We start from the raw sequence: 15241 nt of genomic DNA, 5'->3' as shown, positions 1-15241 counted from the left end.
TTATGAAAGGAATTGTTTTTACAGAATTCTTAGAGATGGTAGAGAACAGTTTTGGACTGGAGACTCTAGATAATATTATTGAAGGATCTAGATTGCCCTCTAAAGGAATCTATACCTCTGTTGGTACCTATGATTTTTTTGAAATGCAAAGTCTCATTGTGAATCTTAGTGGAGAGACCGGAATTTCTATAGATGATCTGGTATATACTTATGGAAGATACTTTTTTGATGTTTTAGAGAAGAATCATGCTAATATTTTTAGTCTATATACCTCTCCAATAGAAATGTTGGCTTCTATAGAAAATCATATTCATGTAGAAGTTAGAAAATTATACCCCGGAGCAGAGCTTCCAAAATTTAAAATCATAAAACATGAGGATAATTTCCTTGAAATGATGTATTTTTCTGAAAGATCTATGTACATGTTTGCCAAAGCTTTGATGGAAAGAACGTTTGAGCATTATGATTCTAATTATAAAATAGAATTAGAAAAGGTTAAACAGGATGGAACTAAAGTGAGATTTTTGATTTACAAGCAGCCCCATGCAACAAACCAGAGAAATTGAAATACTAAAAAGAGCACTTCATCGTGAAAAGGAATCAAGAAAAGCTGCAGAGCAAATTCTGGAGCAAAAATCTACTGAACTTTATCACATTTCTGAACAACTTCAAACTTCAAATAAAAAATTAGAAGAACTTTTAAATTCAAAAACATCAGAACTTGAAGGTGTTTTTGAAAATATTATTGATGCTTACGTGGTTATGGAAATTTCAGGAGAAGTAATTCGAATGAACCAAGCTGCCATAGATTTATTAGGTTATGATATCAGTAAAGAAAAATTCAATCTAAGACATCTTGTAAAAGAAGAATTTCAGGAATATACCAACACAGCATTTGCAGAATTATACCATAAGGGTAAATTCAATAATTATAATGCAGTGATACTTACCAAAAATAAAGAGGAGAAAATAGTACAAATAAATGCCAGTATTATTTATGATAGAGCTGGGAAACCTATAGCTGCTCAGGGAATCGCCAGAGATATTACGGAAGAGACCAGAATTAAAACTATTGTTGAAGATCAAAAAAGAAAACTAGATGTAGTTTTTAATCACTCTCCTATTGGAATTTCTTTAGCAGATTCTAAAGCTGAAAAATTAATTTTTGTAAACAATGCTGTTTGTGAAATGCTGGGTTTTACAGAAGAAGAGCTACTTAGCCATAGTGCCAGCAGCATTACCCATCCAGATGATGAAGATCGCTCTCAGGAACTAAGATCTCAATTATACGAAGGGAAGATAAATACCTACACGCTAGAGAAGCGATATTTAAAAAAGGATAAATCTTATCTATGGGTTAAAACTTCGGTAACTGCCGTTAGAGATAATAATGGTGAGCTAGATTATCAAGTAGCTACGGTAGAAGACATCACCAAAGAGAAGATCGCTAAAGAACGTTTAAAGGAATCTGAAAATAGACTTTCCAGAATTATAATGAACCTTCAAAGCGGTATATTATTAGAAGATGAGAATAGAAAAATAAGATTGACAAATCAGCAATTTTGCGATATTTTCAATATCCCTGCTCCTCCGGCAGCGCTTATAAACGTAGATTGTACAACCTCTGCAGAAGAATCTAAAATGCAATTTCATGATCCGGAAGGATTTGTAAAAAGAATTCAGGAATTACTGGAAAATAAAGAGACTGTAATAGCAGAAGAACTGCAAATGGTAGATGGCAGAGTCTTAGAGCGTAGTTATATTCCTATCTTTAATAACGGGGAATATAAGGGACATTTATGGAGTTATGATGATATTACCATCCGCCGCCGTTATAAGGAAAATCTTAAGGCTCAAAAAGATAAATATAGCAATATCATTGCTAATATGAATCTTGGTCTTGTTGAAGTAGATAATGAAGATCATATCATTATGGCAAATCAAAGCTTTTGTGATATAAGTGGATATTCTATTGATGAGTTGGTAGGTAAAAAAGCTGCAGAGCTTTTATTACTGGAAGAGTATATTCCAGATTTTTACAAAAAGAATCAGGAAAGAGAGGAAGGCATTTCAGACTCTTACGAAGTTAAGATCAAGACCAAAAATAATGAGCTAAGAAATTGGCTTATAAGTGGCGCACCAAATTATGATGTAAATGGAAATGTTGTAGGCTCTATAGGAATTCATTTAGACATTACTACTCAAAAACAATTAGAAGAACAGCAAAAAGATCTACTTAAAAGTTTAGAGGTGCAGAACGAACAGCTTAACGATTATGCCCATGTAGTATCTCACGATCTAAAATCGCCTTTAAGAAATATATCTGCATTAATAAGCTGGACTCGTGAAGACTTTAAGGATAAGGTAGGAGATGATGGAATTCTTAATCTAGATCTTATGCAGAATAAGGTAGAAAAGATGGATCATCTTATTGAGAATATCTTAAAATACTCCAGCCTGGAAAGTCATAGAGCGTCCAAAACTATTGTAAATCTTCAAGATCTTGTAAAAGATATAGTATCAATGATCTATATCCCAGATCATATCAAGGTCATAATTAAGCGTACCCTTCCAATTATAGAAGCAGACGCTACCCGCATGCAACAGGTATTTCAAAATATTATAAGCAATGCTGTAAATTACATAGACAAGGAAGAAGGACTTATAGAAATAGATGTAAAAGAAGATGATGAGCATTATATCTTTTCTATAAAAGATAATGGTTGTGGTATAGAAGAAGAGCATTTTGAGAAGATCTTTAAGATATTTAGTTCTGTAAACTCTAGTAAGACCTCTAGCGGAATTGGATTAAGTATTGTGAAGAAGATCATAGAAATTCATAACGGGAAAATTTGGTTAGAAAGTGTATTTGGGAAAGGAACTACCTTTTTCTTTACAATTAAAAAATCAGAATGAAGGTAGTACAGGCTAAATACAACGCAGGTAACTGGAAATATAAGGGAGATAGATCTGATCTTAAGGATCCTTTAGTTTTTGTTTTTGCAGATCGTTATTTACTGGAAGATGAAGCAATAATAGCTACCATAAAGCGAGAATTCCCATATAACAATCTCGTCTTTGGATCTACTGCCGGAGAGATATGCAATAGTAATGTTGAAGAAGGTACTGTTACCATAACTGCAATAGAGTTTGAAAAGAGCAATTATAAAATAAAGACCGAGAATATTAAAGATTATCAGCAAGACTCTAAGTTAATAGGAGAAAAGCTAATTACTCAACTTCCTAAAAAAGGGCTGAAGCATGTTTTTGTACTTTCTGAAGGTAGTTTTGTAAATGGTAGTGCTTTAATTGAAGGATTAGAATCTAATCTTGATAATGATGTAGTCATTACCGGAGGAATGTGTGGAGATGGATCTAGATTTGAAAAAACCCTAGCAGGCCATCAAACTCCAAACGAAGGAGAAGTGGTATTAATTGGTTTCTATGGAGAAACTATCGAAGTTTCATACTCTAGTGTTGGCGGATGGATTCCCTTTGGACCAGAACGAGTAATAACAAGTTCTAAAGATAATGTTCTGTTTGAATTAGACGGGAAACCTGCATTAGAACTATATTCCAAATACTTAGGAGAAAAAGCTTCAGAATTGCCTCAAGCATCGCTCTTATATCCATTACATGTTAAAGCTTCAGGAAAAAAAGAACCAGTAGTAAGAACCATACTTGGTATAGATACAAAAAATCAATCTATGACTCTTGCAGGTGATGTACCTCAAGGCTCTAAAGTACAGTTAATGATGGCGTCTGCAGACGGACTTGTTGAAGGTGCATATCAGGCAGCAAAATTAGCTATGGATGCCAGAAAAAATAAACCGGAGCTTGCAATTTTAGTTAGTTGTATTGGCAGAAAATTGGTTTTAGATCAACGTGTAGAAGAAGAGATAGAAGGTGTAATAGAAATGATTGGCAATACCGCAGCGGTTACAGGTTTCTACTCTTATGGAGAGCTTGCGCCATACTATGGAGAGCAATCATGTGAATTACATAATCAAACCATGACCTTAACCCTACTAAGCGAATGAACCCACTTTTAAGAAGGCAGATCTCTAAACATTTAGGTGCCGATGCTCTAAAAGATGAAAATCTACAGGAATTTATAAAAGCCGTAAATAGATCTTATGAAACGCATCAAGATCAATTTAATATGCAGCAACGAGCCATGAAAATAAGTTCTGATGAGCTTTTTGAGGCTAACGAAAGATTAAGAGAAGAAGCAGAAGGCCAAAAAGAAATATTGGATAGCATACATTTGGCTATTGCAGCACTAAATCTAAAAGAATATGAAGATCGCCAGACCGGTGAATTAGATGTAAAGAATTTGGCGATTTATATAAAAGATCAAAGTGAAGATCTAAAGATTGCTGTAACCAAGCAAGAAGAACTTTTTAAGAGCCTGGAAAAAAAGAATCAATCCCTCTCAGACTATGCTCACATCGTATCTCACGATCTAAAATCGCCATTAAGGAGCATCAATTCTTTAGTGAATTGGATCATAGAAGACAATTTTGAAGGATTAAATGAAGAAGGAAAACAGCATTTTAATCTTATTTTAAATAATCTTGAGAAGATGGATGCGCTTATAGATGGAATTTTACATTATTCTACCATAGATGAGGCAGATATTGTTCAATATCAGGTAGACACTCATCAGCTTATATTAGAAATTGAAGAGTTGCTGTATATACCAGATCATATACAACTTCATATTTCGAAAGACCTCCCAAAGATAAAAGCAGACAAATTTAGGGTACAACAGCTTTTTCAGAATTTAATTCAAAATGCAATTAAGAGCATAGACAAGGAAAAAGGAAGTATAGAAATTTCTGTAGAAAGCACTGCTTTAGAATGGCGATTTAGTGTTACCGATAATGGGAGAGGAATTTCACAAAAGCATCACAAGAAAATTTTCAGAATATTCGAAAAAATAGAGAACGATCAGGCTTCCACCGGCATAGGACTTTCTATTGCGAAAAAAGTTGTAGATTACTATAACGGGAGTATAAGTTTAGATAGCAAACTAGGAGAAGGAACCACATTTTATATTAACCTGCCGAAATGATAGAACAACCAAACATGTCATACATCCACGAGTTATCTGGTGGAGATAAAGAATTTGAAGCAAAACTTTTAGAGGTAGTGAAAAGAGAACTGCCGGAAGAAGTTGAGGTGTATAGAATGAACTTTAAAGAGAATAACTTTTCTGAAGCTGCATTAAATGTGCATAAGATTAAGCACAAAATTAGTATTTTAGGTCTCGAGAAGAGTTACGAATTTGCTGAAGGCTTTGAAACAGAGCTTAGAGAAGGTATTTCAAAAGGCGATGAAGAGTTTGAAAAGATCTTACAGCAAATGCTCTTATTTATAGACCAGCTTTAAATAACCACCATATGAAATGCCTTATAATTGATGATGAAGAAATGGCTAGAACCATCATTCATCAATTCATTAAAAAAAATCCTCATTTAGAATTTGAAGCAGAATTCTCCCATGCGTTACAAGCCATTAAATTTCTCAACCAGGAGTCTGCAGATCTTATTTTTCTAGACATTCATATGCCAGATTTTACCGGGTTTGATTTTATTCAAACCTTGAAAAATCCGCCAAATATCATTTTAACCACTTCAGACAGAAATTTTGCAATTGAAGCCTTTGAGTATGATTGCATCGTAGATTATATTGTGAAACCCGTTTCTCAGGAACGTTTTGATAAGGCTGTGCAAAAAGCACTCAACTTTAAAGCTCCAGAAACATCTCAGGACACTGTCTCTTCTATAAACAAAACAGAGAATGATCTGTATGTAAATATTGATAGAAGACTTATTAAAATAGATATTCCTACGATCTATCTTATAGAGGCTAAAGGAGATTATATCCAAATTAAGACCTCTGGTAAGAATTACACTGTACATTCCACGCTTAAAAAAATTGAAGATAAATTACCGTTAGATCTTTTCCTTAAAGTACATAGATCTTATATCATTAATACACAAAAAATAATAGATATAGAAGATAATAGTGTTCTTATAGAAAAGGATGTGGTTCCTGTAAGTAGGTCTAACAGGCCGGAACTTATGAAAAGGCTTAATCTTCTCTAAACATTCATCTACACTTTATTTCCATTGGTCGATTAATATTTGACGACCACCGAATTTCTCCCAAATGCTACTGGGCTTCGTTCTATATTTGAACAGAAGCCCAAATAAAAAGAGCCAGTGGATACCCTACCGTTAAGATCCATTTCTTTAAGAATGGCTGGCTCTTTTTTAGTTAGAAATTAATTAAAGCTATTTATAATTTTGCTTGGTTTAGGTTAGCTAAGTAATTGACGTGGTGCATGCAAAGCCGAAGAGAGATCTTCGGCTTTTATGTTTAAATAAAACAACATCAACCACTTACCCGTTCATCTTTTAGAATTTTACATTCATCTCCACTATTTTTCAGTTCATCGAAAGAATTAAAAATTAATGGCTCTCTTATCTAATTTTATCAAAAATTAAGAACTATGCTTAGACCTCTACTTATAATAATCTTGCTTTTTAGCTTTCAAATAAACGCTCAGAATTATAAATTTCTAGGAGGTTATGATGCTTTGGGTGTACCGGAATATCTGGAAAGTGCTAATGACGATATCAACCCGAAAAGCATGACTCTTATTGAGAATGCCTTACCAGAGTCTTATCCAGTACCAGATTACAATCCTCATTACATCTCTTCTGGTTATGATAATGATGTACAATTAGAAAAAGATGCTGCGGTGTGGGTAACTTTTGTTAAGGAAGGTGCAGGTTATAGAAACGTACTTGGATTTTATACTTATGATCTTAATGATGCTACTGCAACAAAACCTCAACCGGAAGATATCACCATTATCTTCCCAAACGTTTCCGCAAGTGGTTCTGGTGGAGGCCTTAAAAAAGGAAATAAAGTAAAGATTGGAGATTTTAAAGCAGGAACCGGAATTGGCTGGGTTCTACTTGCCAATGGATGGAATGGCTCTAAAGTTACTAAAGGGAACCTTCAGGTGTTTTCCAACCCAAAATACAATCCAGAAAGTTCTGAAGATCTAAAACAACATATGGTGTTGCTTGCAGATGAGCAGCAAGAAAGAATTTATCTGGGGATAGAAGATATAAGAAGAGATTGGAGCAACTGTGATCAGGATTTTAATGATGCTATCTTTTTTGTTACCGCAAACCCGTATGAAGCAATTAAGTCTTATAACTATGCAGATATAAAGAGTGCTACAGATGTTAGTTCAGCCAATAAAGGTGGACTTGAAAGCAATGGAAGATTAGCAGGACTAATTGCCGAACGTAACTTCAACAGACTTAAAAATAGTTACAATAAATTTCAAAAATCAAAACAACAAAATTTTAAGAGTGCCAATACCTTACAAAAAGGACCAAATGGTGTAGACCTAGCCTCTCTTCTACCAGCCTCCGGAATGTTTGGTACCGAAGTGGGAAAAATTTCAAGTCCGGAAGATCTTATGGGTATTACCAATGCTGAAGCTGTTTTTTCTGCAGATTATTATGAAGGTGATAAACGTATAGCTGCAGCCTTAATCACTAAGACCAAAGGGAGTATTTACAATCACTCTAAAGTGATCTGTGACCGTTTGAATTCTGCAAGCTTAGAAGACATTAGAACCATCAATCTTAAAGGTTATGATCTGGTTATGATAAAAATATTAAGAGATAGCGGGAAGTTGGAATATGCTGTAAATTTTTCTATCTCTTTAGATGATGTAAATAAGCTTTACTCTTTTTGGAACATCGCAGATTATCCTGCGGGAGATTTTGCAAATTTCCAGGTTTGGGGAGGAAGCATGGGCCAGGTTAGCAGTATTGCAGGGCATATAATAGATAAATTTTTAGCTTACAACTCATTGGTAAGCGATAAGATAGCTGGCAAGTTCCCTACCCTCTTTGTAAAACGTGGGTTTTATAAAGATGGCCAGCTTCATCTTATCGTGAAGAACAAGAATAAAGATGTAGGCTTTAAGATAGATGGAAACTTGAGAGAAACAGAGCTCGATGAAGAGATTTCTTTTACAAAACAACAATTTTTATCATCAGACTATGAGCAGGAAATAAGAATTGATGCGGGTAGCCTCTTTGATGTTGGTTTACAAATAAAAGGGTATAACTCTCCGCAACCAGACGCGCTTTATTTAGCCGATGGACCCTGGGGAATAGATTATGTGGCAGAAGAAACTCAAATAGACAATTTTAACATAGTTCCCGATACAGAGAAGAAATTTGCTACAGATCATAGACTGGAAAGAAACATAGCACTTAACGGAAAGGTGTATGGTACCGTTAATCTTTTTAGAGCAATTCTTCCGGGAGACCTAGCTTTTGATAGTTCCCCTTTTACGGCAATAGAATTTGATATAAAAAATTCTAAAGCTGTTGAATTAATATTGGTAACAGAAGACCTACAAGATTGGGACAAGAGATTTCGATTAGAAATTGAAGCGCATGAAACTTTGGAAACTTTAAACCTAAGACTCTCAGATTTTACTAATGGTAGCCAGAACTATAATAATGAACCTTTAAAAACCTTAGTGTTTTCTGTTCCTGGAGATTATTCTAGCTTCTCTAATTTTGAGTTGAATTTAGAAAAAGTATCATTTACAGATTTTAGAGATCTCCCGAATCTCCCAACAGAGGAACTTGCAAAAGATGAATTTATTGAAAAGCCCTATGCCTATAATTACCCTAACCCTTTCAAAACAAATACTACTGTAGTTTTACCCGAGGCCAGACTAACAGCAGATATTATCATATTCGATCTTAAAGGTAGACAGGTATGGAGCAAAAGTTATAGACCTAATTCTGCACAGATAGAATTTCCTGTAGAATTGTATAACATGACGCCGGGAATGTACAAAGCTTTAATAATTACTGAAAAAAATGAAAGATTTTCTATTAATTTATTGATGAAATAGATTAATTAGGTTGATTGGTTGGTTGGTTGGCTAGTTGAGCCGGGGGAATTCCCTCGGCTTTTTTTATTTAATTTTTATTGAAATATGAACTTGATAATAACTTTCACAAAAAATCTAAATTTTTATTTCATTTTAAATAATGTTTAACTCATTTCGATAATAAATAATATTATATTAGTCTCTGCCCTACCAGAATGCCAAATTCATAATTGTACCCTTAAATAATTTTTTTGGGTTTTTGATAGTTGGCAAAATCTAATCAATTATAACAATGATCATTTTCCCCGAATGATAAAAAGAGTTGCTAAATATTACCTACCTCTTTTAGTAGTAAGTCTACTGCTATCTATATGGATATTTTATAATGAAAAAAAGAACATCTCCAATTTGGAGTTAAAAGAACTCGCGCTTAAAAGCAATCTTATTGTCGAAAATCTTAATCCTATTATTGCAAATATCTTTTATTGGAGTCAGAATGATTTTACAAAAGAAGATTTTGACCCACGATACAACCAGAAATACGAAGAGCAACTGGGTAATTTTATTGTAGGCATGAATCATTACAGTCAGTTTAGATTCATTAAAAAAAATGGAGAAGAGGCACTACGACTAATAAGAACTAAAGATGGTAAAATTATAAATGACCTGAATTTTCAAAATAAAAAAAATGAAGGGTATTTTAAAAAGACCATTGCATTAGATAGCAGTGAAATTTATCTCTCTCCATTAAATTTAAATATTGAAAACGGCAAAATAGAAAGACCATTTAGCCCAATGATTAGAGGTGGCGCTCCTGTTTTTAATAAATCTGGAGAAAAACTTGGAATGGTAGTTATAAACTACGATGCTAAAGAGTTACTCGCTACGCTTACTAAAAAATTAAATTACACGTTCTACCTGGTAGATTCTAACGGTAAATTTCTTGCCAATTCAGAAAATAACAACAGGGCTTTTGAGCATCTAACAGATCCAAATAATCACCTGGATTTTTCTACCAGCTTTCCAAAAACCTGGAAAGCTATTACCCAAGATAAAGAAACTCAATTTGGAACTGGAAAGAATTTTTGGGTTGTAACTAAGTTGGACTTTAAAGAAGCAATTTCTCAATTTAATGTAATAGATAGCAATCGTTCCAAATTAAATTCTTCTAATGAGTGGTACCTTATCTCTAGAGTTTCAAATACAGATGTTTTAGCTGCTTCTATGAACTTCTATTTAGCACTCTTTGTATTAAACCTTATTTGCTTTATCATAATCGCCTATGTGGCTAAAGGTGAAGTAAAGAATGAAAAAATAAAAGAAGTCTATTTGTTAAGACTAAAAAAGAAAAGGAAAGCGCTTGAAAATCAAAATGTGCTGCTCACATCTATAAAAACGAAATTAGAATTAAGAAATAGGCAGCTTAAAGAATATAATAGTATAGTAGCACATAATTTAAGAGCTCCAACTACAAGTATGTCTGCACTCATTTCTATGGTAAGTGGTTCCGAAGACTATGAAGAAGTAAAAACAATTATTCCAAAATTAAATACTATATCGGGTAGTATTAATACACTTGTTCAAGACCTGTTAACCTATGTGAGAGTTCTTAATGATGATACCATAGAAATAGAAAAATTCGAGATCAAACCAGTTATAGAACAGTCGCTTTGTTTGTTTGTAGAAACCATAGATGGTACTGTAAATGTAGAAATAGATCTAAGCGGTTGGAAAACTATTAAATTCTCAAAAATATATTTTCAGAGTGTTGTTCAAAATTTAATCTCCAATGCTATTAAATATAGAGATCCAACTAAAGAAAGTTATATCAAGATCAAGACAATCAGGCAAAAAGAAAAAAGAATTCTTATTGTGGAAGATAATGGAATTGGAATTAATCTTGAAAAACATCAATCTGAAATCTTTAAATTGTACCGAAGATTTCACAGAAATGTTTCTGGTAAGGGTATGGGCCTTTTTATGGTAAAAACCCAGTTAGAATCTTTAAATGCCGAAATTAGAGTAGAGAGCGAATACGGTAAAGGCTCCTCATTTATTATCACGTTCAATTAAAACTAAATAGCCATGATTTTTTTTCTTATAGACGATGATCCAATCTTTCAATTTATAACCGACAAGACCTTAAAAAGAATTAATCCACAAGTTGTAGTAGAAAAGTATGCAGATGGAGAAGAAGGCATCAATTGTATTAAATCAAGATTATCGAATACTGCCATGCTACCAGATGTAGTTTTACTTGATATTAATATGCCGTTTATGAATGGATGGCAATTTTTAAAAGAATACAATAATCTGAGTAAAGATATAGATAAGAATATCCAAATCTATATGCTTACTTCTTCTGACGATCCTGAGGATGTTGAAAAAGCCAAAAAATTTAGTGAACTTTCCGGCTACCTCATCAAACCTATTACAGAATTAGAACTGGAAGTTCTTATTAGGGAATTCCCAATAAAAACATGGTATCAGCCAAACTGTTAAGCCAATATTTAATATTTAAAAATAGGCTTCTTGCTTACAAACCATTTTAAGTTTAGCCCCAATTCGGTATACGTAAATCCTGCAGCAGTAGCAGAAGCTATATTACTGTGATTTCCATAGATACCTGCTACAAATCTATCTGAAATTTGATAGCCAAATTTTCCCTGAAGTCTATAGGTTCCTTGTTTTTCTTGATCTTCTATAAATTGATATCCGGTGGCTGCGGTTAGATCATATAGAAGTTTACTATTCTGATTATTCTGTGTAAGACTTAAGAAGACCTCTGCAGCATGAAATTTCTCCGGACTAAAATAAATAGCCGGAACTTGGTCTTTAAAGGTGATGTATTGATAATTAAGTCCTCCTTTTAAGAATGGCTTCTTCAAAATATTATAATACAAAGAGGTAAATAGTAAATTTCTAGTATTATCGTCGCTCTGTTGTGTATATAGATACTGCAAATACCAACCTAAACCAAAAGTTGTTGAATAGTTGTTATTTAAAAAGAAATGATTCCCTGCTATTTTTCTATTCAGCAATTCAGCATTAAAATCTTGAAGATCTCTTCTATATCCAATCTCCAGATCATTTCTAGAAAATGGTTTTAATTGTGCTGCAACTTCTGCCACCAGATTGGTGAAATCTGTAAATTCTGAAGTTGCTTTTACCAATCCAACATTAGCTCTTAATACAAACCCTGGCTGTAGTTGATATTTTCCTGCAAGGCTGAAATAATTAGAATTGGCTTCCTGTAGATCTTTGGTGTTTTTTGTATTTCTATAAGAATACACTCCAGAAACTTCCAATTTTGTACTTAAAGGTAATCGTAACGATGTGGTGGTTGCCAGTGCTCTGTTATTTCCATTATCATAAGAATAACTCAAATTTTCTTCTAGCATTGGAGTAAAAGACTTATCTAATTTCACTAAAAATTGTTGTGCATCTAATTGATTTTTGTAGATCTCTAATGTTGTATTAGCATATTGTTTGGCTTCTATAGCCGCACCATTCGCAAAGTGAGCGTTTGCCAACCCTAAATTTCCATCAAAAGAAGTAGCGTCTAATGCTAATAACTGCTGGTAATTATTGATACTAGATTTAAAGTTTCCGGTATACATCCCCAAGGTGGCTTTAAGAGCTAAGATCTTTTTTGGCTCATTATAATTAGTTTTCATTCTATCCAGAAAATCTTCAGCTCGCTTATATTTTGAATTCCAGATAAGTGCCTGCACATAGCGCTCTTCAGCTTCAAATTTTCGCAAAGTATCGTTAGTGGTTTTAGAGAGTTCTAAAGCTTTTTCTGCATAATTCAAGGCTTGCTTTTCATCTTCATCTATATGATACGCTAAAGAAATTCCGCTGAAAGCAAGAATACTATCATTCTTATTTATAGCAAGCTCCTCGTAAACGCTCTTGGCTGCAGATCCATTTTTTGTGATAAGATAAAGATTGGCCTTATTTAATAAGGTTTCTTTGTCTAAAGGGAAGTCGGTAAGGTTTTCATCTAAAAAGTTCAAAGCACTCTCATAGTTCCTTTCCTGCAAGTCTTGATTTGCATAGCCAAGTCTAATATATTTTTGAGAGATCTTAGCGCTTGGATTCCCGGGAGATTTCTTTAAAGCCAGCTCTATATAATTTAAAGCAGGTTTATACTCTTTTAAATTGCTTAACGTATTTGCATAGCCTAATAATGCACCAAAATTACCTGGATGTTCTTCTACTAAATTTGCGTAATAGGATTTTGCCTTTTTATAATCTTTATTCCAAAGTAGGCTTTCTGCATAATTAAGTTGGATCTCCAGATCGTTTGGATATGTTACCAACATTTCTTCAAATAAAGCTATAGCCTCTTGCGGTTGATCATTAAGTCCAATAGCACGCCCGTAACATAGTTTAGCGGTCTTATTCTCTGGGTACTCTTTAAGAATATCTGCAAAGAACATTTCTGCTTTTGCAAATTCTCCTTTTTCTAATTGATCAAAACCTTTTTGCATCTCTTGAGCAGAAGCTCCAAGACCTAAGAAAAGCATTAGAATAACTAAAAATCGTTGGGTAACTATCATAATGTAGGCTGGTTTGTTGGACACTAGCAAGTTAAATAAACATCTGTCATATTCACCTATAGCAAACTACCAATCATCGAAAGTTAATCTATATACATTGAAATTACCAAGATATTAGCATCAGTATTAATATAATACCTCAAATTATGGCACTATCTATAAGAGTTAACAACGGAGTTTTTGAAATGACAGGTAGACTAACATCTGATAATACAAATCAAGTAATCAAATATTTTAAGATCATTCTTAAAATGAATACTCGCATAAAGATAAGCTTAGAAAAATTGGACACTATAGATATGACGGGTATCCTAAAGTTAAAAAGATTATCCAAATATGCCAAAGAGAATGGGGTACACATAAGCTTTCTAAGTGCGCCACATGCCAAGATCAACACTACCTTATTTGGATCTGGCATAACGCTTTCCACTTTTAATGCATCAAAATATTCAGCATAATAAAATCTACCACCATGATCACCTTAAAACTTAAGTCTTTTAGCTTCAACCTTAAATCTGAACAGATCTTTATGATAAGTGCCCTTTTGGTTAATGTGGGTAATTATCTATATAATTTGGTACTAGGGCGATTGCTTGGACCACAAGCCTTTGCAGATGCAGCCATTTTGGTAACATTTTTATTGATCTTGTCTTTTTTAGCCATGACTCTACAAATTACCGTTGCAAAGTTTACCGGAAGTTTTGACGAAGCAAAAAGAGAGTCATTCTTGAAGGTTTCCAGAAAATGGGGATTTATCGTAGGTTCTATAACAGGACTTTTGATTATTCTGTTTTCTGGAGAGCTCCAAAATTGGTTTCAAACAAGCTCGTCTTTAATGTTCAGTATTTTTGGTGTGGGTGTTCCCCTTTACTTTGTAATGAGTGTGAATAGAGGTTTTTTTCAAGGAGAACAAGATTTTATAAAGCTTTCTCTTACTTATCAATTTGAAATGCTTACTCGCTTATTTCTAACCTTAAGCCTTATTTTAATACTTCCATTCAACAGCGCCGATCTAATTTCCTTCGGAATTTTGATCTCCTTTATTCCTGGCTTAATGCCCTACAAGAAAATTAATGTTGCCAATCTGCCAAAGATCTCTGTGGATGAATTATCTCACCTAAAGAAGTTTGTGGTTATAACTGCCTTTTACGAGCTTACCCAGATCTTGATAAACAATGGAGACATCTTATTGGTAAAACATTATTTTGATGCAAACACAGCCGGACTTTATGCTTCTTTGGCACTTATTGGTAGACTGGTATACTTTGTAGCCTGGATGTTTGTAATGCTTTTATTACCAGAAGTTGTAAAACGATCTAAAGCCGGATTAGATACTACCAAGTTGTTTTTTAAATACTTAACAATTATAGGATTTCTTGCTTTAGCAGTGGTAGTTACAACCATGCTTTTTCCTGAATTGATCATTCGTATGATGTTTGGAGAAGCGTATTTAGAGATTGCAGGATTGTTATGGAAATATGCCTTAGCAAGTTCTCTTTTTGCAATCGCCAATGTATTTGTATACTATTTCCTTTCGCTAGATAAATATATTCCGGTATTACTTTCTGGGATCTTTGGGATAGTTCAACTGAGCATGCTTAGTATTTGGCATAATAGCTTAGCTCAAGTGGTTGATCTACAAATTATTGCCATGATCTCTCTACTATTTATTCAAGTCTCTTATTTCTTTTATCAGAACAAAGGAATATTTCACCGAAAGTAAATC

The 15241-nt window shown here is 33.6% G+C and carries 12 protein-coding genes; 11 read left to right on the top strand and 1 reads right to left on the bottom strand.

The annotated features are described in order from the left end of the window. The first annotated feature begins 2 nt into the window (after window positions 1-2). The 9 genes from P163_RS03215 (at window position 3) to P163_RS03175 (ending at window position 11452) form a co-directional block, all read left to right on the top strand. Window positions 3-566 (top strand): heme NO-binding domain-containing protein, encoded by a 564-nt coding sequence (locus tag P163_RS03215; protein WP_034887533.1) that lies wholly within the window; start codon window positions 3-5, stop codon window positions 564-566. Then, window positions 544-2916 (top strand): PAS domain-containing sensor histidine kinase, encoded by a 2373-nt coding sequence (locus P163_RS03210; protein ID WP_034887531.1) that lies wholly within the window; start codon window positions 544-546, stop codon window positions 2914-2916. The genes P163_RS03215 and P163_RS03210 overlap by 23 nt, the downstream gene beginning before the upstream one ends. Continuing rightward, window positions 2913-4040, top strand: coding sequence for an FIST signal transduction protein (locus P163_RS03205; protein WP_034887529.1), 1128 nt, complete (start codon window positions 2913-2915; stop codon window positions 4038-4040). Before P163_RS03210 ends, P163_RS03205 begins: the two co-directional genes overlap by 4 nt. Beyond that, window positions 4037-5077, top strand: a complete 1041-nt coding sequence (locus P163_RS03200) for a sensor histidine kinase (protein ID WP_034887527.1) — start codon at window positions 4037-4039, stop codon at window positions 5075-5077. Before P163_RS03205 ends, P163_RS03200 begins: the two co-directional genes overlap by 4 nt. Window positions 5078-5091: 14 nt before the next feature. Then, window positions 5092-5394, top strand: a complete 303-nt coding sequence (locus tag P163_RS03195) for an Hpt domain-containing protein (protein WP_231556144.1) — start codon at window positions 5092-5094, stop codon at window positions 5392-5394. A gap of 11 nt (window positions 5395-5405) precedes the next feature. Continuing rightward, on the top strand, window positions 5406-6113 hold the full coding sequence (locus P163_RS03190; protein ID WP_034887525.1) for a LytR/AlgR family response regulator transcription factor: 708 nt from the start codon (window positions 5406-5408) through the stop codon (window positions 6111-6113). Between the two features lie 407 nt (window positions 6114-6520). Beyond that, entirely contained in the window at window positions 6521-8971 is a 2451-nt protein-coding gene (locus P163_RS03185) for a DUF4114 domain-containing protein (protein WP_034887523.1), read from the top strand. Window positions 8972-9259: 288 nt separating this feature from the next. Then, the gene (locus P163_RS03180; protein ID WP_034887520.1) at window positions 9260-11023 is read left to right on the top strand and encodes an ATP-binding protein; all 1764 of its coding nucleotides are present in this window, start codon (window positions 9260-9262) and stop codon (window positions 11021-11023) included. A 12-nt stretch (window positions 11024-11035) separates the two neighbouring features. Next, window positions 11036-11452 (top strand): response regulator, encoded by a 417-nt coding sequence (locus tag P163_RS03175; RefSeq protein WP_051931065.1) that lies wholly within the window; start codon window positions 11036-11038, stop codon window positions 11450-11452. 8 nt (window positions 11453-11460) lie between these two features. On the opposite strand, the gene P163_RS03170 is transcribed toward P163_RS03175, so the two are convergent. Then, window positions 11461-13515, bottom strand: a complete 2055-nt coding sequence (locus tag P163_RS03170; protein WP_034887518.1) for a tetratricopeptide repeat protein — start codon at window positions 13513-13515, stop codon at window positions 11461-11463. A 146-nt stretch (window positions 13516-13661) separates the two neighbouring features. On the opposite strand from P163_RS03170, the gene P163_RS03165 reads away from it, so the two are divergent. Both P163_RS03165 and P163_RS03160 read left to right on the top strand, forming a co-directional pair. Then, window positions 13662-13973 carry an STAS domain-containing protein gene (locus P163_RS03165; RefSeq protein ID WP_091262875.1) on the top strand — a complete coding sequence of 104 codons (312 nt, stop codon included), beginning with the start codon at window positions 13662-13664 and terminating at the stop codon, window positions 13971-13973. 14 nt (window positions 13974-13987) lie between these two features. Next, window positions 13988-15238, top strand: a complete 1251-nt coding sequence (locus P163_RS03160; protein WP_034887514.1) for an oligosaccharide flippase family protein — start codon at window positions 13988-13990, stop codon at window positions 15236-15238. Window positions 15239-15241 lie beyond the last annotated feature (3 nt).

The organism is Gillisia sp. Hel_I_29, from assembly GCF_000744275.1.
In the GTDB taxonomy this organism is placed as follows: Bacteria; Bacteroidota; Bacteroidia; order Flavobacteriales; family Flavobacteriaceae; genus Gillisia.
This window is presented reverse-complemented; position numbering and strand designations above follow the sequence as displayed.

What these genes read in the sequence shown, in the direction of transcription:
- P163_RS03205 (WP_034887529.1), top strand. Translation starts at nt 2,913, where the DNA reads ATGAAGGTAGTACAGGCTAAATACAACGCAGGTAACTGGAAATATAAG.
- P163_RS03175 (WP_051931065.1), top strand. Translation starts at nt 11,036, where the DNA reads ATGATTTTTTTTCTTATAGACGATGATCCAATCTTTCAATTTATAACC.
- P163_RS03190 (WP_034887525.1), top strand. Translation starts at nt 5,406, where the DNA reads ATGAAATGCCTTATAATTGATGATGAAGAAATGGCTAGAACCATCATT.
- P163_RS03215 (WP_034887533.1), top strand. Translation starts at nt 3, where the DNA reads ATGAAAGGAATTGTTTTTACAGAATTCTTAGAGATGGTAGAGAACAGT.
- P163_RS03160 (WP_034887514.1), top strand. Translation starts at nt 13,988, where the DNA reads ATGATCACCTTAAAACTTAAGTCTTTTAGCTTCAACCTTAAATCTGAA.
- P163_RS03165 (WP_091262875.1), top strand. Translation starts at nt 13,662, where the DNA reads ATGGCACTATCTATAAGAGTTAACAACGGAGTTTTTGAAATGACAGGT.
- P163_RS03185 (WP_034887523.1), top strand. Translation starts at nt 6,521, where the DNA reads ATGCTTAGACCTCTACTTATAATAATCTTGCTTTTTAGCTTTCAAATA.
- P163_RS03180 (WP_034887520.1), top strand. Translation starts at nt 9,260, where the DNA reads ATGATAAAAAGAGTTGCTAAATATTACCTACCTCTTTTAGTAGTAAGT.
- P163_RS03195 (WP_231556144.1), top strand. Translation starts at nt 5,092, where the DNA reads ATGTCATACATCCACGAGTTATCTGGTGGAGATAAAGAATTTGAAGCA.
- P163_RS03210 (WP_034887531.1), top strand. Translation starts at nt 544, where the DNA reads ATGCAACAAACCAGAGAAATTGAAATACTAAAAAGAGCACTTCATCGT.
- P163_RS03200 (WP_034887527.1), top strand. Translation starts at nt 4,037, where the DNA reads ATGAACCCACTTTTAAGAAGGCAGATCTCTAAACATTTAGGTGCCGAT.
- P163_RS03170 (WP_034887518.1), bottom strand. Translation starts at nt 13,515, where the DNA reads ATGATAGTTACCCAACGATTTTTAGTTATTCTAATGCTTTTCTTAGGT.